Annotated in this window: 23 protein-coding genes; 10 read left to right on the top strand and 13 right to left on the bottom strand. The window is 62.1% G+C overall.

The features are described from left to right. Positions 1–66: 66 nt before the first annotated feature. The 5 genes from GH983_RS14175 to GH983_RS14155 all read right to left on the bottom strand — a co-directional run bounded on the left by GH983_RS14175 (position 67) and on the right by GH983_RS14155 (position 2903). Entirely contained in the window at positions 67–702 is a 636-nt protein-coding gene (locus GH983_RS14175) for a tetratricopeptide repeat protein (protein WP_153762729.1), read from the bottom strand. Between the two features lie 114 nt (positions 703–816). After that, positions 817–942 (bottom strand): type B 50S ribosomal protein L36, encoded by a 126-nt coding sequence (ykgO, locus tag GH983_RS14170; RefSeq protein WP_006726873.1) that lies wholly within the window; start codon positions 940–942, stop codon positions 817–819. 178 nt (positions 943–1120) lie between these two features. Then, positions 1121–2185, bottom strand: coding sequence for a 5-(carboxyamino)imidazole ribonucleotide synthase (locus tag GH983_RS14165; RefSeq protein ID WP_153762728.1), 1065 nt, complete (start codon positions 2183–2185; stop codon positions 1121–1123). After that, on the bottom strand, positions 2182–2682 hold the full coding sequence (purE, locus tag GH983_RS14160; RefSeq protein ID WP_153762727.1) for a 5-(carboxyamino)imidazole ribonucleotide mutase: 501 nt from the start codon (positions 2680–2682) through the stop codon (positions 2182–2184). Before purE ends, GH983_RS14165 begins: the two co-directional genes overlap by 4 nt. Before the next feature lie 17 nt (positions 2683–2699). Next, entirely contained in the window at positions 2700–2903 is a 204-nt protein-coding gene (locus GH983_RS14155) for a YdcH family protein (protein ID WP_006726870.1), read from the bottom strand. A gap of 234 nt (positions 2904–3137) precedes the next feature. Here GH983_RS14155 and GH983_RS14150 point away from each other — a divergent pair, with 234 nt between their 5' ends. Then, complete coding sequence (locus tag GH983_RS14150; RefSeq protein WP_069043460.1) at positions 3138–3314, top strand: YdcH family protein; 177 nt, start codon at positions 3138–3140, stop codon at positions 3312–3314. 145 nt (positions 3315–3459) lie between these two features. Here the strand turns inward: GH983_RS14150 and GH983_RS14145 are convergent, their stop codons facing one another. Together GH983_RS14145 and GH983_RS14140 are read right to left on the bottom strand one after the other, a co-directional pair. After that, a complete protein-coding gene (locus GH983_RS14145) occupies positions 3460–3720 on the bottom strand; it encodes a helix-turn-helix transcriptional regulator (RefSeq protein ID WP_040300270.1) in 261 nt (86 codons plus the stop codon). An 84-nt stretch (positions 3721–3804) separates the two neighbouring features. Beyond that, entirely contained in the window at positions 3805–4581 is a 777-nt protein-coding gene (locus GH983_RS14140; protein ID WP_153762726.1) for a sulfite exporter TauE/SafE family protein, read from the bottom strand. Between the two features lie 104 nt (positions 4582–4685). On the opposite strand from GH983_RS14140, the gene GH983_RS14135 reads away from it, so the two are divergent. The 7 genes from GH983_RS14135 to GH983_RS14105 all read left to right on the top strand — a co-directional run bounded on the left by GH983_RS14135 (position 4686) and on the right by GH983_RS14105 (position 12749). Then, entirely contained in the window at positions 4686–5333 is a 648-nt protein-coding gene (locus GH983_RS14135) for a thiamine phosphate synthase (protein WP_153762725.1), read from the top strand. An 8-nt stretch (positions 5334–5341) separates the two neighbouring features. After that, the gene (locus GH983_RS14130) at positions 5342–6532 is read left to right on the top strand and encodes a tetratricopeptide repeat protein (RefSeq protein ID WP_153762724.1); all 1191 of its coding nucleotides are present in this window, start codon (positions 5342–5344) and stop codon (positions 6530–6532) included. 112 nt (positions 6533–6644) lie between these two features. Then, positions 6645–7910, top strand: a complete 1266-nt coding sequence (locus GH983_RS14125; RefSeq protein ID WP_069043463.1) for a DUF4010 domain-containing protein — start codon at positions 6645–6647, stop codon at positions 7908–7910. Positions 7911–8049: 139 nt separating this feature from the next. Beyond that, entirely contained in the window at positions 8050–8850 is an 801-nt protein-coding gene (locus GH983_RS14120; RefSeq protein ID WP_054148253.1) for an inositol monophosphatase family protein, read from the top strand. Between the two features lie 100 nt (positions 8851–8950). After that, complete coding sequence (locus tag GH983_RS14115; RefSeq protein WP_054148254.1) at positions 8951–9982, top strand: flagellar motor protein MotA; 1032 nt, start codon at positions 8951–8953, stop codon at positions 9980–9982. After that, a complete protein-coding gene (locus GH983_RS14110; protein WP_054148255.1) occupies positions 9983–11014 on the top strand; it encodes a peptidoglycan -binding protein in 1032 nt (343 codons plus the stop codon). An 88-nt stretch (positions 11015–11102) separates the two neighbouring features. After that, on the top strand, positions 11103–12749 hold the full coding sequence (locus GH983_RS14105; protein ID WP_069043464.1) for an FAD-binding dehydrogenase: 1647 nt from the start codon (positions 11103–11105) through the stop codon (positions 12747–12749). Positions 12750–12761: 12 nt separating this feature from the next. Here the strand turns inward: GH983_RS14105 and GH983_RS14100 are convergent, their stop codons facing one another. Further along, positions 12762–14564, bottom strand: coding sequence for an ABC transporter transmembrane domain-containing protein (locus GH983_RS14100; RefSeq protein ID WP_054148257.1), 1803 nt, complete (start codon positions 14562–14564; stop codon positions 12762–12764). Between the two features lie 188 nt (positions 14565–14752). On the opposite strand from GH983_RS14100, the gene rpmE reads away from it, so the two are divergent. Beyond that, positions 14753–14974 carry a 50S ribosomal protein L31 gene (gene rpmE / locus GH983_RS14095; RefSeq protein WP_054148258.1) on the top strand — a complete coding sequence of 74 codons (222 nt, stop codon included), beginning with the start codon at positions 14753–14755 and terminating at the stop codon, positions 14972–14974. Positions 14975–15056: 82 nt separating this feature from the next. On the opposite strand, the gene GH983_RS14090 is transcribed toward rpmE, so the two are convergent. The 4 genes from GH983_RS14090 to GH983_RS14075 form a co-directional block, all read right to left on the bottom strand. Next, entirely contained in the window at positions 15057–16118 is a 1062-nt protein-coding gene (locus GH983_RS14090) for a patatin-like phospholipase family protein (RefSeq protein ID WP_054148259.1), read from the bottom strand. Positions 16119–16258: 140 nt separating this feature from the next. Continuing rightward, positions 16259–16777, bottom strand: coding sequence for a DUF1465 family protein (locus GH983_RS14085; RefSeq protein ID WP_054148260.1), 519 nt, complete (start codon positions 16775–16777; stop codon positions 16259–16261). A gap of 360 nt (positions 16778–17137) precedes the next feature. Continuing rightward, complete coding sequence (locus GH983_RS14080; RefSeq protein WP_054148261.1) at positions 17138–17332, bottom strand: DUF1192 domain-containing protein; 195 nt, start codon at positions 17330–17332, stop codon at positions 17138–17140. Continuing rightward, a complete protein-coding gene (locus GH983_RS14075; protein WP_054148262.1) occupies positions 17329–18624 on the bottom strand; it encodes an MFS transporter in 1296 nt (431 codons plus the stop codon). The genes GH983_RS14080 and GH983_RS14075 overlap by 4 nt, the downstream gene beginning before the upstream one ends. Positions 18625–18831: 207 nt before the next feature. Between GH983_RS14075 and GH983_RS24120 the strand changes: the two genes are divergently transcribed. Continuing rightward, complete coding sequence (locus GH983_RS24120; RefSeq protein WP_171901601.1) at positions 18832–18987, top strand: hypothetical protein; 156 nt, start codon at positions 18832–18834, stop codon at positions 18985–18987. A gap of 9 nt (positions 18988–18996) precedes the next feature. Here the strand turns inward: GH983_RS24120 and GH983_RS14070 are convergent, their stop codons facing one another. Further along, complete coding sequence (locus GH983_RS14070) at positions 18997–19440, bottom strand: PACE efflux transporter (RefSeq protein WP_054148263.1); 444 nt, start codon at positions 19438–19440, stop codon at positions 18997–18999. Positions 19441–19514: the final 74 nt, after the last annotated feature.

Genomic DNA, 19514 nt, shown 5'->3' with positions numbered 1-19514 from the left:
CGAGCTGGACGATATGGCAACAAGATCGTGCTGCAGTGCCGTTCGTCAAGGGAGGTCGATGCTACCTTAAGTCCGCTGGCCAGCCAGTTCCTCTGACAGCTTGGCGACGATCTCCTGAGCCTCGCGGTCGGCGGGGAAGACTTCGAGGTAGCGTTCCCACGCCTTCAGTGCGGCATCCTTGCTGCCGCGTTCGGTGAGGATGCCTGCAAGACCGGCAATGGCGCCGAAGTGGCGGGGCTCCAGTTCCAGCACCTTTTCGATGTCGGAGACGGATTTCTTGTAGTTGCCCATGGTGAAATGCAGCGTGGCGCGCTGATTCCACGCGCCGACGAAATCCGGTTTCAGGATGATCGCCTGGTCAATGAAGTCGAGGGCGGCCGCGTTGCGCTTCTCGGCGGCGGCCTTGGCAGACCACTGCATCAGGAGGTTGACCGTCGGGCTAGACGAGTCGCTCCAGGTCGCCATCGTGGAATTGGCGATCTGGCGGGCCGCCTGCGGATTGCGCTCTCGTTTCAGTTCGGCGAGCAGATCATCGACAGTCTTCGGCTTGGCTGGCGGCCTCAGTGGGATCTGTTCGACAGGTATCTCAGTCGCCTGCGTGCCATCTTGCTCTTCCGGCGCCTGTGCGGCGACGGTCCCCGCGAAGAGCAGGGCGGGCAGAAGCGGGAGGGTGAGGGCGAGTCGCAAAGAAAAACGGCGCATGAAGGGAAGGTAGTCCCTCAGCGCCGTCTTTCAAACTCAAATTTCCGATATCAACACGCCACAGATGCGGGCGGGCAGTCCGTCCGGCTCATGGGATCCTAAGATCCCGGGGCATCAGCCCTGGCGAGCCTTGAAGCGCGGGTTCTGCTTGTTGATGATGTAGATGCGGCCCTTGCGGCGAACCAGACGGTTGTCGCGATGACGGGCCTTAAGCGCTTTCAGCGAGTTCTTGATCTTCATTTTTCTGGTCCACAACGATTGTCGGGGAATGTGTCATTCACCCACTGTGTTCAAACAATCAAAAGCGCGCCGCTGGGCGCGCCCCTGAAGAGTTGGCGGCAATTAGCCCGAGGGAGGCCTTGATGTCAACATGCCCGGCGGAAAATGCGGGACACATCAGGCTAAAAAACCGGGAAAATCAGTCGCGAAACGGCAGGATTTCTGTGACATGGCCCATCTTGCGACCGGGGCGAGCTTCCGTCTTGCCGTAGAGATGGACGAGCACGTTCGGCTTTGCGAGCCAGGCGGGGACAGAATCGATGTCGTCGCCGATCAGATTCGTCATAACGCAATCGGAGTGGCGAACGGTGTCACCGAGCGGCAGAGAGGCAACCGCGCGGATGTGCTGCTCGAACTGTGAGACGATGCAGGCAGCCTCCGTCCAGTGGCCGGAATTGTGCACGCGCGGGGCGATCTCGTTGGCGATCAGGCTGCCATCTTCGAGCACGAAGAACTCCATGCCGACGACGCCGACATAGCCCAGGGCGTCCAGCAGCTTGGTCGCGGCCTCGCGGGCGGCGGTTGCTGTTTGTGGGGTAATGGCCGCGGGCTGCGTCGAGGTGTGCAGGATGCCGTTGCGGTGAACGTTCTCGGTCGGGTCGTAGCAGCGGACTTCGCCATCAGTGCCGCGGGCGGCTATGATCGAGATCTCGCGGACGAAGGGCACGAAGCTTTCGAGAATCAGCGGGACAGAGCCGAGTGCCTCATAAGCACCGTCTGAGCTGTCACCCTTGCGATAGACCTTCTGTCCCTTGCCGTCGTATCCGAGGCGGCGGGTCTTCAACACGCCTTCACCGCCGAAATCGGCGAGGGCTGCTTCGAGGTCGGCCTGGCTGTCCACGGCGTGGAAGCGGGCGGTCTCGATGCCAGATTCGTTGAGGAAACGTTTTTCCGTCACGCGATCCTGGGCAACTTCGAGAGCCTTTGGCGGCGGATAGACGGGCACGCTGGCAGCCAACGTTTCGGCGGCCGAAACGGGCACGTTTTCAAATTCGTAGGTAACGACGTCGCAGAGGCGGGCGAGTTCGGCGAGTGCTGCCGGATCGTCATAGGCGGCCGTGATCTGCTGGTTGGCCACCTGCTCAGCGGGGCTGTCGGCCTGCGGCTCGAGAATCACTGTGCGGAAATTCAGTCGGGCGGCGGACATGGCCAGCATGCGGCCAAGCTGGCCGCCACCGATGATGCCGATGGTGCGGATGGTCATGGGGCCTCGTCCACGGGATATTCGGCGACCGATGCCGTTTGGCGTTCGACCCATTCGTCGAGGCGGTCGGCCAGTTCTTCGTCGAAAGCGGCCAGCACGCGGGCGGCGAGCAGGGCGGCGTTGACGGCGCCAGCGCGGCCAATGGCAAGCGTGCCGACGGGAATGCCGGCGGGCATCTGGACGATGGAATAGAGGCTGTCGAGGCCGGACATCGTTTTCGACTGAACGGGCACGCCGAAGACGGGCAGGTTGGTCATCGAGGCGACCATGCCCGGCAGGTGGGCAGCGCCACCGGCGCCGGCGATCACCACCTTGAAGCCCTCGTCGCGGGCGCCCTTGGCAAAGGCCACCATGCGGTCGGGCGTGCGGTGTGCCGAAACGATGCGGGCTTCATAGGAGACGCCGAGTGCGTCGAGCGTGTCTGCGGCATTCTTCATGGTTTCCCAGTCGGACTGGCTTCCCATGATGATGGCGACGGGCGGGCACTCAGCTGTCATCTCGTATCCTTATGCCTTCAGGCGATGATGTCGGGGATGATCTGGTCTTCCAGCGCGGTGATCTTGTCCTTGATGGACAATTTCTTCTTTTTCATCCGCTGGATCCGCAGGGCATCACAGCCAGTCGTGATCATCGCGTTGATCGCCGCATCATAGTCTTCATGTTCCTGGCGAAGCCGTGCCAACGAGAGCCTGACGTCGGCCTGTTCCTGATCGGCCATGCTTGTTCCCCATTATCGCCGTGTGGCCCATCCTTTAAGGATGCCCGGAAGATTCGCGCAAGCTCCTATCACCAAATACCGGTAACGGGAAGTTATCCTTGTCTCCGATTTTCGAGGTCGTTTTTGGCCAATTCGCCTTCGACAAACCGCATTTCTCGTGTCACATTATCTTCGCAAAGCCTGAAACTCCAGCGGATGAGGGCTGGAGGTAGGCGATAAGGAAGGACGCATCAAATGACCATACAGGCTCATCTTGAATCGCTGCAGAAGAAGCATGGAGCCCTCGAGGAAAAACTCCATGACGCGCTTGCATCCCCCTCCATCGATGACCGGCACATTGCCGAACTGAAGCGCCTGAAACTGCGTCTCAAGGATGAAATGGAACGCCTGAGGGCCTCCACACGCCACTGATCCCACCCTTCCGGCTGCGCCGGGATCTGGCGGACCCAAAGACCGATCCCGATGTATTCATGAAGCAGCCAAGACACTACCTTCAGCCCCGGAGTTCACATGACTTCGGGGCTTTTGTTTTGCCTTGACGAGTGTTTTCTGGGTTTCAGGACCAGAACTGGTCGAGCCACATGTTCATGCGGTCGAAGCCGGGTCGATTGATCACATAGATCCGCCGCGTGCCTTCGGAGCGGACATCGACAAGGCCGCTGTCGAGCAATGCTTTCAGATGTTGCGAGACCGCAGGGCGGCTGATCGGCAGCTGCGCGGCCAGTTCGTTCACGGTCTTTTCCCCCCGACGCAGATCCTCGAGGATATGCCGCCGGTTCGGGTCTGCGATCGCCATGAACGGGTCTGCGTTCGTCATGCCGGAAAGGTTATGTCAAAGGCCCTTCCGCGGCAAGCGCCGATGTGCGCTGCAGCAAGCTGCGGCCGAACACGAAATCGCGCGTCAGATGCCGAAAAGCCCCCGGGTGCCGTCCCAGGTCAGCTTGCTGCCGGCGATCAGGACCATGCCGTACATCAAGGGATAAAAAATCGCCGGTTTCAGGTAATGCACGAGGCGTGCGCCTGCGAGCGTCGACACCAGCGCGATGGGCAACAGGGCCGCCGACAGGCTGAGATTGGTCGCATCCAGCTCTCCGAGCGCAAAATAGGGGATGACCTTGATCGCATTGAGGATGGCGAAGAAGCGCGTCGAGGTTCCGGTATAGGTCAGCGGATCGAGCTTCAGCGGCAGGACATAGATCTGGAAGGGCGGGCCGCCGGCATGGGCAACGAAGCTCGCATAACCTGACAGGGAGCCCCAGAAGCTGCCGGCGATCGGGCGTTGTCCGACGGGTACCGTTTCCTGGCCTTTGTAGGCCGCCCAGCTTTCGAGGAAATATTTGAGCGAAAAGACGATCGAGATGCCGCCGAGAACCAGGCGCATCGCATCGGCCGAGACATAGGTGGAGGTTGCCCAGCCGAGCCCGATGCCGATCACCGCACCCGGTAGCATGGCAATGAGGGTCGCTCGGTTGTTGTGGTGACGCCAGGCCCAGAGTGCGACGGCATCCATGACGAGAAGGATCGGCAGAAAGATCGCCGCGGCCTGCATCGGCGGTACGGCAAAGGCGAGCAGGGGCACGCCGATCAGCGCGAAAGCGCCGCCGAGGCCGCCTTTCGACAGGCCGACAAGAGCAACAGCGGGAATGGCGACGGCATAGAAGTTCGGGTCTGTCAGCATTGCGCGGTTGATCCTTTCGGAAGAGCGGTCTATCGGATTTGTCTAGAGAAAACGAGGACGAAATCCTGAGAAACGGACCTGTCCCGCACACGGAAACACCGCGCATGATCGAAAATCGCTGCCGCCTGGTCCTCATCGTTCCCGATATGGCGGATCCCGCCGAACGCGCCGAGGTGCTCCGCAATGCGCTGCGCGGCGGCGACGTCGCATCGGTCGTCATCCCGCAGTACGGGCTCGACGACACCGTGTTCCAGAAGCATGCCGAAATGCTCGTTCCGGTCATCCAGGAGGCGGGTGCCGCTGCGCTCGTCGTCGACAACAGCCGCGTCGCCGGTCGGGTGAAGGCCGATGGATTGCATGTCACCGGCAATGCCGAAGCACTGGCAGAGGCCGTCGAGAAGCATGCGCCGAAGCTGATCGTCGGTGGTGGCAATGCGATGGACCGGCACCACGCGCTGGAAATCGGTGAGGTTCAGCCCGACTACATCTTCTTCGGCAAGATCGACGGGGACATCAAGCCGGAGGCGCATTCGAAGAATGTCGCGCTCGGTGAGTGGTGGTCGTCGATGATCGAGATCCCGGCCATCGTCATGGGGGGCTCGGATCCAGCTTCCGCGGTCGTCGTTGCCGAAAGCGGCGTCGAATTCGTGGCGCTCGGCAAGGCCGTCTTCGCCGACCCTGCACAAGCTGCCGCGATTGTGACCCGCGTGAATGCCGAGCTTGACGAAAAAGCGCCACGGTTTGAGGATTGAACCGCCTCATGCGTTCAATCTCGTCCCATCATCGCCTGATTCTCGCCGCGCTCGCCGGGGCATGCCTTGCCTTTGCCAGTCCGGTGATGGGACAGGAGAGCGAGGATGGTCTCGAGATCGGCGACGCACCGGCCATCCTGCCGGCCGATCCCGATAACGCAGGCGAGATCGAACGCGGGGCACGGCCCAGCAGCAGCACGGGTGATGCCAACACGCTCGACCGCGGCGACAGGGATTCCCTGCCTCCGGTAACCAAGGGCGCGAAGCCGACAGCCGACGACAAGTCGGAGGAACTGCAGGGCATCAACATCTACCTGCGCATGGGCGCGCCACTGCCGGAAGTGCCGCCGGAAAAACCCTATGATGGAAAGCCCGACGAGGCCTATGGCGCATTCCAGCGCGGGCTGTTCCTGACGGCCGTCGACAAGGCGCTGCCGCGCGCCCAGCTCGGCGATCCGGCTGCCCAGACACTGCTCGCGGAAATCATGTCGCGCGGGCTCGGCGTCAAGCGCGATCTGAAGGGGGCTGCCTTCTGGTATGGCCAGGCTGCCCAGGGCGGCGATCCTTCCGCCATGTTCAAATATGCGCTTCTTCTGATGGAGGGCCGGGAGGTCCCGCAGGACCGAGCCAAGGCCGATGACTACATGCGGCGCGCGGCCGATGCCGGCAATGCCTCGGCGCAGTTCAACTGGGCGCAGATCCTGGTCTCGGGGACGCCCGGCGTGCGCGGCCTGACCGCCGCCATGCCCTATTACGAAAAGGCCGCCGAACAGGGAATTGCCGACGCGCAATATGCGCTGGCGCAGGTCTATTCCGCATTGAAGGACGTGCCGCCGGAAAAGAAGGCGCGCGCTCGTGAATGGATGATGCGGGCGGCTCGTGCCGGTTTCGACACGGCCCAGCTCGACATGGGGCTCTGGCTGGTCAACGGCTACAACGGCCCCCGCGACTACGAGGCCGGTTATCGCTGGCTGAGCATTGCGGCTGCACGTGGCAATGTGGTTGCCCAGAACCGGATCGCCCATCTCTATATCAATGCACTCGGTACCGGGCCCAATCCGGTCGAAGCCGCCAAGTGGTATGTGCTGTCGCGTCGTGCGGGTCTCAAGGATCCGGCGCTTGAGGATTTCTATCTGGGGCTCAACGAGGAACAGCAGAAGCAGGCGATCGATCTCGCCAACCGCTTCCGTCGGATCTGACGCAACCGCGTTCTGCGGCTGTATACCAAGTCTCGATGATGGGAACCCACAGGGTCTGGAAGCCGACTGAAGGTGGCTTATCGAGATTTGGTATCAAGGGGAGGGCGGCGGCATGGATCTGATCGATGTCTTTCAACGTCTCGGGCTTGCTATCGCCATCGGCGCCGCTGTCGGCGTCGAGCGGCATTGGCGGGAGCGTGACGAACCCGAGGGTGCACGCATCGCCGGGATCCGGACCTTCACGCTGATCGGAATGACCGGTGGGATCAGCGGCCTCCTGGATCAAGGCATGGCGCCGTCCGGACTGTCCGGGCTGATCATTGCGAGCTTTCTGATCGTCATCTCCGTGGTTCTCCTGCGCTTTGGCCTGATGGAGGCGCGGGCCGAAGGCTCGTTCAGCGCGACGACCGTCATTGCTGGCATCACCACGTTTGGCCTCGGTGCGCTTGCGGTTGCGGGAGATATGTCGGTTGCCTCTGCGGCGGGCGCTGCCACGGTCACGATCCTTGCCAGCCGCGAATTCCTGCATGCCGCGATCCGGCGGCTGACCTGGATCGAACTGCGCTCGGCGGTCGTGCTGCTCGCCATGGGCTTGGTGCTCTTGCCGCTTATTCCGGCCGATCCCTATGGTCCGTTCGGCGGGGTGTCGCCTCGCAGCCTTGTCATCCTGGTTATCACGCTCGCCTCCATTTCCTATGTCGGCTATGTCGCGGTCCGGCTGATCGGTGGCGGACGCGGTGATCTTGTCGCCGGTGCCGTGGGTGGGCTCGTCTCTTCGACGGCAACGACGCTCGCCATGGCGCGCCAGAGCCAGAACACGACGGCAGCCGCCGGTCCTGCGGCCGGTGCGATCGCGGCAGGGAGCATCTCGCTTTTCCGCACGGCGCTTCTCCTCCTCGCACTGGCTCCGGCGCTCGGCTGGCGCCTGTTGCCCGGCCTGCTCGTTGCCGGTGGCGTAATGCTTGCGGGTGCCATGACGGCGATCGCTCGCGGCGACACGGCGTCAGAGGCAGACCTGCCCGGTAATCCGTTCGAGCTGTCGCAGGTCATCAAGATGGCTGTTCTGATCACCGTCATCGCCTTCATCGCGCGTGCGGCAAGCCAGATCTTCGGTGACGGCGGCCTTTACGTGGTCTCGGCTCTGACGGCTCTTGCCGATGTCGATGCGGCAACGGTCACCGTTGCGGGGATGCTGCCTGCGCTTCCCATCGACGTGGCGCTCATTGCTGTCGGGATCGCCGTGAACGCCAACATGGCGGCTAAAGTGGTCTATGGGGCGGTCGCGGGTAGCCGTGGTTTTTCGCTGCGGCTTGCAGCCGCCTCGGTGGTAGCTGTCGCCGGCGGCCTGATCGTCACCTTCGCTGCAGGGCACATCTGAGCCGCATGCATGGGCCGAAAGGGCCAAGCCCCTTGAATTCCGGCGGCATTTGTGGTCTTGAACCGGCCAAACACCGCCGCCGACGCGCGCTCGCCCGTCGCCGCCTCCCGGCGTCTCCCAGTTTCAAGGAATTCGATCTATGGCCCGCTCCGCCCTTCTCAATGTCATGGTCCAGTCTGCCCTCAAGGCCGGCAAGTCGCTGTCGCGCGATTTCGGCGAAGTGCAGAACCTGCAGGTCTCTGTGAAGGGCCCCGGCGACTTCGTCTCGCAGGCCGATTTCCGCGCCGAGAAGATCGTGCGTGAAGAGCTGCTCAAGTCCCGCCCGACCTATGGCTTCCTCGGCGAGGAAGGCGAAGAGATCAAGGGCACCGACGGCGCGCATCGCTGGATCGTCGACCCGCTCGACGGCACCACCAACTTCCTGCACGGCATTCCGCAGTTCGCCGTGTCGATCGCGCTTGAGCGCAATGGCGAGATCGTCGCGGGCGTCATTTTCAATCCGGCGACCGATGAACTCTACACGACGGAAAAGGGTGGCGGCGCCTTCCTCAACGACCGTCGCATCCGTGTCGGCGCACGCAAGGTGTTGTCCGATTGCGTCGTCGGCTGCGGCGTGCCGCATCTGGGACGTGGCCAGCACGGCAAGTTCCTCGTCGAACTGCGCCATGTCATGGGCGAAGTCTCCGGCGTCCGGCGCATGGGTGCTGCTGCCCTCGACCTCGCCTATGTCGCGGCCGGTCGTCTCGACGGCTTCTGGGAAGCGCAGCTCAATGCCTGGGACATCGCAGCCGGCATTCTCTTGATCAAGGAGGCCGGTGGCTTCGTCTCCGACATGAAGGGCGGCCAGGACATGTTCGAGAACGGCACGGTGCTTGCCGGCAACGAATATATCCGCAAGGCTCTCGAAGAGGTCGTGAACCGTCCGGTGCCGCAGGCCTGATTTCGGCCTTAGGGAAAATTTTCCCAAAGTCCGCGGCTTCAATTCGTCTCAATTTTGCACTAGCCTCCGGGTCCAAGATTCCCCGGAGGTTGAGCGTACCATGGCGAAAGTGAAGTTGGAGGATCTCGAGGTGGGCGAGACCCGTCCGGGAGCATACGGCCAGAAGCTCTCCAGCCCGATGCCCTTCTTCACGACGATGGTGATCTTCCTGATCATCGTGTGTTTCATCGCGGCAATCCTCTACCGACAGGCGCATGCTGCCTTCATCACCAATCCCGGCCTGAACGGCCTGATCCTCGGCGTTCTCGTCGTCGGCATCATCCTCGTCTTTGCCCAGGTGCTGGCGCTTCGACCTGAAGTCCGCTGGTTCAATTCCTTCCGCGCTGCCGGCGACAATGCCATGCTGGTGGGCCGTGATCCGAAACTGCTCGCCCCCATGCGGGCGCTGATCGGTGGCCGCCGCTCGATGGCGATTTCGACGGCCGCCCTGCGCTCCATTCTCGATTCGATCGGCACGCGGCTCGACGAGTCGCGCGACACCACTCGATATTTGATCGGTCTGCTTGTCTTTCTCGGACTTCTGGGAACGTTCTGGGGACTGCTCGGCACGATCGGCTCGATCAACGAGGTCATCGGTTCGCTCGATCCTGCGTCGGGAGACAGCAATGACATTCTGCAATCGCTGAAGACGGGCCTGACGGCGCCGCTTTCCGGCATGGGCACGGCCTTTTCCTCGTCGCTGCTCGGTCTTTCAGGCTCTCTGATCCTCGGCTTCCTCGATCTGCAGGCCGGCCGTGCGCAGAACCGCTTCTACATCGAACTCGAAAACTGGCTTTCCTCCGTCACCGATCTCGACTCGGAGCGCCCCGTGGCTTCGGAATCCAACGGCGGTGTTGCGAGTGACGATATCCGCCTGCTGGTCGAGGAGATCCAGAAACTCGCCAGTCGCGAGGGCAATGATCGCTCGGTTGCCGCGATTGCCGGCCTCGCCGAGGGCATCCAGGGGCTGGTCAAGAACATGCGCAACGAGCAGCAGATGCTGCGCGACTGGATCGAGGCCCAGCAGGAAGATGCGCGCGCCATGCGCAAGACGCTGGACCGGTTGAACGACAAGATCGGCGGGGCGAAGTAAATGGCGCTCGGGCGCAACCGCCGCCGCGAGCGCGGGGTCGATTATTGGCCGGGCTTTGTCGATGCCCTGTCGACGCTCTTGCTCGCCATCATGTTCCTGCTCACCGTCTTTGTCGTCGCGCAGTTCATCCTGGGACGTGAGATCTCGGGAAAGGACGAAGTGCTGAACCGGTTGAACAGCCAGATCGCCGAACTCACCCAGTTGCTGGCACTGGAAAAGAGCGGCAATCAGGATCTCCAGGATACACTGGCTTCACTGCAATCCTCTCTCTCCTCGTCCGAAAGCGAGCGCAGCCGGCTGCAGCAGTTGCTCGATAGCGGTGCGGGCTCGGCAGACGTCGCCAACCAGAAGGTTGGCCGGCTGACCGATGAACTCGATGCCGAAAGGCAGGTAAGCGCGCGGGCAATGAGCCAGATCGAGCTCTTGAACCAGCAGATCGGCGCGCTTCGTGCACAGATCGCCGCCATCGAAGGGGCGCTCCAGGCCTCCGAAGCCAAGGATCAGGCCTCCCAGGCGCGGATCGCGGATCTTGGCCGCCGCCTCAATGTGGCGCTTGCCCAGCGTGTTCAGGAACTCAACCGGTATCGCTCGGACTTCTTCGGACGGCTGCGCGAAATTCTCTCCGATCGCGATAACATCCGGATCGTCGGCGACCGCTTCGTCTTCCAGTCGGAAGTGCTCTTCCCCGTCGGCGGCGCCGATCTCGATGCGGCCGGGCAGGGGGAAATGGACAAGCTCGCTGCGGCCATTCTCGAACTTGCCCAGGAGATTCCTGAAGAAATCAACTGGGTGCTCCGGGTCGACGGGCATACCGACGCATCGCCGCTCACCGGCACCGGCCGGTATCGCGACAACTGGGAGCTCTCGTCCGCGCGCGCGACATCGGTGGTGAAATACCTGATCTCCAGAGGCGTTCCCGCCAACCGCCTGGTCGCTGCCGGCTTCGGCGAGTTCCAGCCGATCGCGGAAGGCGACACGCCGGACACCCTGGCACAGAACCGTCGCATCGAACTCAAGCTGACCGAGCGCTGATTTCGTTCGCAATTGTTTGTGTGCCAGACAACTTGCGGCCTTGCTTACGTGCGCGTAAAGGTAAGAAAAGGCTTGTCGGGAGGAAGGCATGCGAGAATTCGATGTACTCGTCATCGGGGGAGGGTTGGCCGGTCTCGTTGCTGCAACCGAGGCTGTCGATCGCGGTCTGAAGGTCGCGCTGATCGATCAGGAAGGAGAGCAGAACCTCGGAGGGCAGGCTTTCTGGTCCTTGGGCGGCCTGTTCTTCGTCGACAGTCCCGAACAGCGGCGGATGCGCATTCGCGACAGTCTGGAACTCGCACGGCAGGACTGGTTCGGATCCGCCGCCTTCGACCGCACGGAAGATTTCTGGCCTCGCCAGTGGGCTGAGGCCTATCTGCAATTTGCCGCCGGCGAAAAGCGCAGCTGGCTGAAGAGCCAGGGTGTCAGCTGGTTCCCGGTGGTGGGCTGGGCCGAGCGCGGTGGCGGTCATGCCGACGGGCATGGCAATTCCGTGCCGCGTTTCCACGTCACCTGGGGTACGGGCCCCGGCGTGCTCGCGCCCTTTGTGCGCCGCGCCAAGGGTGCATCGGATGAGGGCAAACTTACCTTCCTGTTCCGCCACCAGGTCGACCGTCTGACCGTGACCAACGGCGCGGTGACCGGTGCCACCGGCGTTCTTCTGGCCGGTGATGCGACGCCGCGCGGCGGATCGAGTTCCCGCAACGTCGTCGGCGATTTCGAAGTCAAGGCCGGGGCCGTCATCGTGGCCTCGGGCGGCATCGGCGGCAATCACGATCTCGTCCGCAAGAGCTGGCCGGTCGAGCGCCTGGGGCCGCCGCCGAAACACATGGTCGCGGGCGTGCCTGTCCATGTCGACGGGCGCATGCTGTCTATCACTCAGGCCGTCGGTGGCGAGATCATCAATGGCGACCGGATGTGGCACTATACGGAAGGCCTGAAGAACTGGGATCCGATCTGGCCGAACCACGGTATCCGCATCCTTCCGGGGCCGTCCTCCTTCTGGTGCGATGTCGACGGCAATCGCTTCCCGGCGCCGGCCATGCCCGGCTTCGATACGCTCGGTACTCTCAAGGCAATCCGAGCGCGCGGGCACGAGTATTCCTGGTTCATCCTGACCAAGGCGATCATCAAGAAGGAATTCGCACTGTCCGGTTCGGAGCAGAACCCCGACCTGACGGACAAGAACTTGCCGCTGCTGTTGAAGCGTCTCGGCAAGAACCCGCCGGGCCCGGTTCAGGCTTTCATGGACAAGGGTGAGGATTTTGTCGTGCGCGACAATCTCGAAGATCTCGTCGCCGGGATGAACGAGCTTTCCGGCGAATACCGGCTCGGCGTCCACCATCTGCGCGCGCAGATCGAAGCGCGCGACCGGGAGATGGAAAACAGCTTTTCCAAGGACGCGCAGGTGACTGCGATCCGTGGCGCCCGCAATTATCTCGGCGACAAGCTGATGCGGACGGCCAAGCCTCATCGCCTGCTCGATCCGGCCGCCGGGCCGCTGATCGGCGTCAGGCTGCACATCTTGACCCGCAAGACGCTGGGCGGCTTGCATACGGATCTTGAGGGGCGCGTCCTGAACCGTGAGAACAAGCCGGTGCCGGGGCTCTACGCCGCCGGCGAAGTGTCCGGTTTCGGCGGAGGCGGCATGCATGGCTACAATGCGCTCGAGGGGACCTTCCTCGGCGGCTGCCTGTTCTCCGGCCGCGTGGCAGGAAGAAGCGTCGGGCGGTAAAGCCGGCCGGCCTTACTGCGCGGCTGCGGTGAAGTCGCGGCCGCCCGTCTCGAACTGCAGACGCGCGAGCTTGGCGTAAAGGCCGCCCTGCTGGATGAGGCTCTGATGGGTACCTTCCTCGACGATGCGTCCATCGTCGAGCACGAGAATGCGGTCGGCCTTCAGGACCGTTGCGAGCCGGTGAGCGATGACGATGGTGGTGCGGTCGCGCATCAGGCCGTCGAGTGCCTTCTGCACGAGCGTTTCGCTTTCGGCATCAAGGGCCGACGTCGCTTCATCGAGCAGCAGGAGAGGGGCGTCGCGCAGCAAGGCACGGGCAATCGCGATGCGCTGGCGCTGGCCGCCCGACAAGGTCACGCCCCGTTCGCCGACGATCGTATCGAAGCCGTTCTCGAGGCGACCGATGAACTCACTCGCCTGAGCCGCTTCGGCCGCAACTTCGACCATGCCGCGACAGGCGTTGGGCGTGCCGAAGGCGATGTTATCGTGGATCGACGATGCGAAGATCGTGGTGTCCTGCGGGACGATGGCGATCCGGGCGCGTACGGCCTCTGGATCGGCTTCGCGGATGTCGATGCCGTCCAGCCGGATGGTGCCGGATACCGGATCGTAGAAGCGCAGAATGAGAGAGAAGATCGTGCTCTTGCCGGCGCCGGAGGGGCCGACGATCGCGACCGTCTCGCCGTGGCTGACGGAGAAGGAGAGACCATTCAGCGCAGACTTGGTTCTTGCCGAGGGGTAGCTGAAGTGCACGTCCTCGAAGCTGACACTGCCCTGGGCGGGTTCGGGGAGCGCCTTCGGCACGGCAGGTGCTGCAATCGCCGGGTGTTCTGCAAGCAGTTCATGCAGACGTTCGGCGGCACCGGCGGCTTGAGAAAGCTCACCCCAGACTTCCGAAAGCGTGCCGAGCGAGCCTGCTGCAATCAGCGAATAGAGGAGGAACTGGCCGAGCGTGCCGCCGCTCATGGTCCCCGCGAGCACGCTTTGCGCGCCGTACCAGAGGACGCCGACGACACTGCCGAAGACGAGGGCGATCGCAACGCCGGTCAGGAGCGAGCGGGAACGGATCGCGGAGCGTGCCGCTTCATAGGCACTTTCGACGGAGGAAGAGTATCGCGTGCGCGCAGCTTCCTCGGCGTTGAAGGCCTGCAGCGTGCGGGCGGCACTGATGACTTCGCCGGCATAGGACGAGGCTTCGGCAAGCGTGTCCTGGGCGGCGCGCGAGCGCTGACGGACGGAGCGCCCGAAACCAACCAGCGGGAAGACGATGACGGGAATCGCCGCAAGCACCATGATCGAGAGCTTCGGGCTGGTCGCGATCATCATGACGACGGCGCCGAGACAGAGAATGGTGTTGCGGAGCGCCAGCGAGGCAGTGGCCCCGACGGCCGACTTCAACTGAGTCGTGTCGGCGGTGAGGCGCGAGACGATCTCGCCGGACTGGTTGATGTCGAAGAAAGAGGGCGACAGCTTAGTGACATGAGCGAAGACGTCGCGGCGCAGATCCGCCACCACGCGCTCGCCGATGGTGATGACGTAGTAATAACGAAGGGCGCTGGCGACGGCGAGGACGAGCGCCATGACGATCATCATGGCGAAGTATGCGTTGATGAATTCGCTGTCAGCGGCCTGGAAACCGTGGTCCAGCATGCGCCGGATGGCGATCGGCAGCGCCAGCGTCGTCGCGGCTGCGAGGCAAAGAAAGATCAGCGCGCCGGCAACCAGACCCCGGTAGCGCTTGAGATAGGGAAAGAGGCTGGTCAGAGGCTTCAGAGAGCGTCGTTTCTTGTCTGTTGTGTCGGCTTCCAAGGTCACTCTGTCATGCTCCTTCAGTACCAATGTGCTTTCGCGCCATGGCACTTGTTATCCCTGCGTCCTTCATGTATAGGCACGGCATCGAATTGGGAAGCCGTAGACCAGACGGACTGTGGCTTCATCTATTGAATAGGTCCTGCCGAGGCAATTGCGGCATATGGACCCCACGGCACAGCAGGAATAGAGCGATGAAGGCTGACATCCATCCCGACTACCACGTCATCAAGGTCGTCATGACCGACGGCACCGAATACGAGACCCGTTCGACCTGGGGTTCGGAAGGCGCCGTCATGAACCTCGAAATCGATCCGAGCTCGCACCCGGCCTGGACCGGTGGCAACCAGCAGCTGCTGGACCGCGGTGGTCGCGTTTCCAAGTTCAACAAGCGCTTCGGCGGCCTCGGCCTCTGATCGTTTGGAACGATATCATACAGAAAGCCCGGCCGTCGTGCCGGGCTTTTTGTATTTGTGCTGAGTGCTGCCGCTTGCTCAATCAGATGGCTGCGAGTCGATCGGCGATCTCTTCGAGTGCAAGATCGTGTTTTTCAGCGAGCGTCAGGCCGAAGCGCTCCAGCTTCGAGATGTTCTCAGGCGTCGCGTCGTCGAGCGCGTCATTTACCCCGACGAGCGGCGCATCCAGCCGGAAATAATTGAGCGTCTTCCGGTTGGCCGTCGTGACCACCGTTGCGCCTTCGGAGAAGCGGGGCGGGTCGGCGTTCAACAACTTGTTGAGCTGATAGGATGTCGTGCTCGACTGTCCCTGCATCAGCACGGAAATCAGCGGCGTGTCATTGGCCGGACTGATCCAGCCACCCGCACCCCAGCTCTTGGCTTGCTGGTAGGGGATCTTGCGGTTGGCCGAGCCCGTTCCCAGCGAAAGGATGACGAGGTCGTTGTCGCGCCAGCCGAGCTTGCAGCCTTCGACATAGGCGGCCATGGCCGGATCGTTGGCAAAGACGCCGCCATCGATCAGCGGGATGGCCGGGATTTGTCCATGGCTTTGGCCGGCAAGGTCCTCAACCATTGCCGGCTCGAAATAGGTCGGTGCAGCGGAGGAGCCGCGCACCGCCTGCCAGAAGAGGAAGCGTTCGTGATCCTTGTCGGCATTGGTCATGAAGACCGCACGCCGCGCATGGATGTCATAGGCTGTGATCAGCACCTTGCCGAGGGCGTCCTTGATCTCAGTCCGTTCCCCAAGCATCTGCCGCAGGATCTTTTCGAGCGGTGCGGCGTCGTAGCGTTCCTCGAACAGACCGCCGAGATTGGCGATCTTACGGAAGAGGCCGATGTTGAAGATTTCGGCGCCCTTGCGCTTGTAGAGATCGAGCAGTGTCTTGGGGTCGGCGGCCGGCTCTGCGGGTTTTCCTGGCTTCGGGCAGGTCAGACCCGCCGCTATGATCGCACCCGTCGACGTCCCGGCAATCAGATGAAAATAGCGATGCAGTGGCAGGCGCTTGTCCCGCTTCTCGAGCTTGCCCTTGAGAACGGTCAGAACAGCGGCTGGGATCGTACCTCTGATGCCGCCACCATCGATCGAAAGAATGAACCTTGCCATGTGCTCAACTCCCCCTGTTCAGGAGAGTGTCGCACAATATTTAAAGTTGTAAATCTGATTCTTTGCAATCAGTCTGGTCTAGAGATGAAAAACCCGGCGCAGCTTTCGCTGGCCGGGTCGAGGTCGTGCCTGAAGCGTGATCAGCCTGCGTTGAATGCGGTGCGCAGCAGGTTCAGCTGTGCCTGAACGCTATTTTCGTTGTCCGGCTGGAATTCTTCTTCGCTGGCCGGACGGTAGATTTCGCGGTCGAGAAGGGCGATGCGGTTCTGGAGTCGCAGCGAACGCTCGACGAGATCGCGGAAGGCTTCCGGCAGGTCATTCCAGCCGGGGGCAGCGCGATCGACGTTGAAGCCGTCGAGACGCACTTTGCTCTTTTCGGAGAGAACCTGATCGCGGCTCATCTCGCCATTGTTGACGGCGCGCTGCAGCAGCAGCCAGGATGCCATCTGCATGAGGCGCGTGGTCAGGCGCATCGATTCCGCCGCGTAGAGGACGGAAGCCTGGCGCGGCAGAACCTTTGCGGCTGCGCGCCCTGGGCCGTCGAGATAGGCGGCGGTTTCCTCAACAAGGCCCATGCCTTCGGCATAGGTCGCCTTGAACTGGCTGGACGCTGCCACACGACCGGCAAAGCTAACCGTATTCATACCGAGCTCAGACATGGATGTTTCCCTGTAAACGCATCACTTAGGCATGTAACGACAGCGCTACAAACTTGTTCCTGCCGCATTTTGTGAGGCTACGATGCTACCAATAGCCCAAATCCGCAAGGCGAAACTTAAGGAAGGGTTAATTCCCACACTTTCGTGAAACCTTTGGCGATTTGGGCAAAAAAAGAGCCGCAAATGCGGCTCTCAAGGTAAAACAGGGAGAAATCAGAAGGAGTTTCCATGAAACGAACCAGCTGAGCCCGAAGATCGGGGTGACTGTAGTTTCCCTGAAATGGCTTAATAAACGGTAAACGCCAAGATGAGATTGAGATCGTTTCAAGACATCACGGGCGCCTCACCGAATATTGACGGCTAAGACCTCGGTCCAAACAGGCTGTCGGCGGCTTTCCTGCCAGCTTCCTTGCGGTCGATCTCCGCCCTGATTCGGTCGATCTCGGCTTCCAGAAGGGCAATTCGGTGGCGCAGTTCGTCAGCCGAGATTGCCGAGAGCTCGCAGCCAAGGTCGTGGCCGGTGCTGCGCTTACGTGCTTCTTCATCGATGATCATGTGCGTGCCTCCATTGGCGGAGTGTCGTCCAATTCATCCTGCTCCGGCAAGGGGGCGGCACGCGGATCGAGGCTCAAGCCTTCCGGCGTGCTGCTCATCGGCGATGCCGAGATCGGCAGGTTCGGCACGTTCTCACGATCCTCGGCCGGGATCGCGGCGCGTGTCCGGCTGCGATAGATCGCATAGGCCGAAATCAGCAGGTGCGCGACTGCGGTCACCGCAAAGAGTGCATAGGGGCCGGCAGCCGTCATGACCGGGCCGCCGAGCGTCGGTCCGATGATCGTGCCGATGCCGAAGAGCAGCAGCAGGCCGCCGGAGACCTTCACGAACTCGTCGGGTTTGGCGAAGTCGTTGGCGTGGGCAACGGCGATCGGATAGAGCGCATTGGCGGCGGCGCCGTATATGCCGACGAAAATGAAGATCCAGAGCGGATCAGAAGGCGTGATGGTGACCATGGCGAGCGCCGCGAAGGCGGCAAGCGCGGAGAGTGCCGCCAACACGTAGCGGCGATCGATGCGATCGGAGAGCTTGCCGGCCGGAAACTGCATGATGGCGCCGAGGAAGATCGTGACCGACAGGAGCAGCGCGATGGTCGACGGGTCGAGACCGACACGTGATCCAAAGACGGCCCCGAGCGTGCCATAGGCACCATTGGCGATGCCGATCATGAGGATCCCGACGAAGGAAACGGGTGAGTTGCGGTAGAGCAATGGCAGGTCGAGCTTGATGGACCGGAGCGGCTGCGGCGTGGCTGCAGTCGACATCAAGGTTGGCATGATGGCGAAGCCGTAGACGATGCCGCAGATCATGAAGAGAATGGTCGTTGCCGGGTCAAAGACGCCTACCAGCATCTGTCCCGCCACCACACCGATCAGCGTGATCGAGATGTAGAACGAGAAAATCATGCCGCGGCTCTCATTGGTCGCGCGCTCGTTCAGCCAGCTCTCGATAATCATCGACGTGCCTGCGGTGCAGAACCCGGTGATGACGCGCAGCGCGACCCACCAGGTGGCATCGACAACGATGCCGGTGAGGAGCGCGTTCACCAGAATCAGGGCAACGAAGGTCGAGAAGGCCCGGACATGGCCGACCCGAACGACCAGCTTCGGTGCCACGAAGCAGCCGAGCACGAAGCCGGCAGCCCAGGTGGTGCCGAGCAGGCCGAGGATTTCGTTGGAATAGCCTTCGGCTGCCCCGCGCACTGGCAGGAGCAGGCCGTGCAGGCCGTTTCCGAGGAAAAGAAAGAGCGTGCCCAGAAGCAGGGCCATTACCGGCAGAAGATTACGTCTCATGGCATTCTTGTCGATTGGTGTGGAGGGCGCCCGAATCGGAGGAGCACGGCACGATCACAATAGAAGGATCTTCCTACCGTTGTCTGAATGCGACCTTGGTGCTTGCAGGATCAAGTTCTGGCGGGCAAAAGTGACAGTGGTGTGGCTGCCCCGCCGCAGCAAGAGCGGCAGATATGACATTTCGTGCTGCCTCCACAGGGAAATTCAATGACCAAGGCCATATCCGCCTTCCTGATCCTCGCCATGATCGTGCAGATCATCAAGCCGCTCGGTCTTCCGGGTCTGAGGCGACGCAGCGATTTCTGGAAGCTCGCCATCGTCGCCTTCGTCACCTGGTCGGTCACGCTTCTGTTTCGACCGTGAGATCTCTCTTCACCGAGGCGCGGCGGCCTTCTCCGTTTTCCACTCGGGCAGCGGGAAGACGCGGTCGTAGGCCCAATTGAAGATGAAGGCATAGACCAGATAGAAGAGGGCAAAGGCGACGTCCATGACGAAGGCCTGCCAGAGGCTGATCTGCAGATACCAGGCGATGAACGGCATCAGGATCATCAGCAGGCCGGCCTCGAAGAGGACGGCGTGAAGGACACGCACAGGCACCGTCTTCAGCGTCGTGCCGGTAAGTCGGCGCAGAAGGTGGTCGAATCCAAGATTGTAGATATAGTTCCAGAAGGTCGCGAGGGTCGCGCCGACGACACCGACGACACCGATGTCTTTCGCGGGCATTGCGAATGCCAGGGTGCCGAGCGGGATGACCAGGCCCAGTCCGATGAGTTCAAAGCTTATTGCGTGACGAATACGATCTGCGGTCTTCCGCATGTTCTTCCCTCCGGGAAAACAGGCGGGTCGTCCCGCAGTCAATCAGGCCCATTGTGGGGAGGTCGTCCTCGGGT

The sequence above is a fragment of the Agrobacterium sp. MA01 genome (assembly GCF_009650195.1).
In the GTDB taxonomy this organism is placed as follows: Bacteria; Pseudomonadota; Alphaproteobacteria; order Rhizobiales; family Rhizobiaceae; genus Allorhizobium.
The sequence above is the reverse complement of the archived record's forward strand: the minus strand, read 5'-3'. Positions and strand labels throughout refer to the sequence as shown.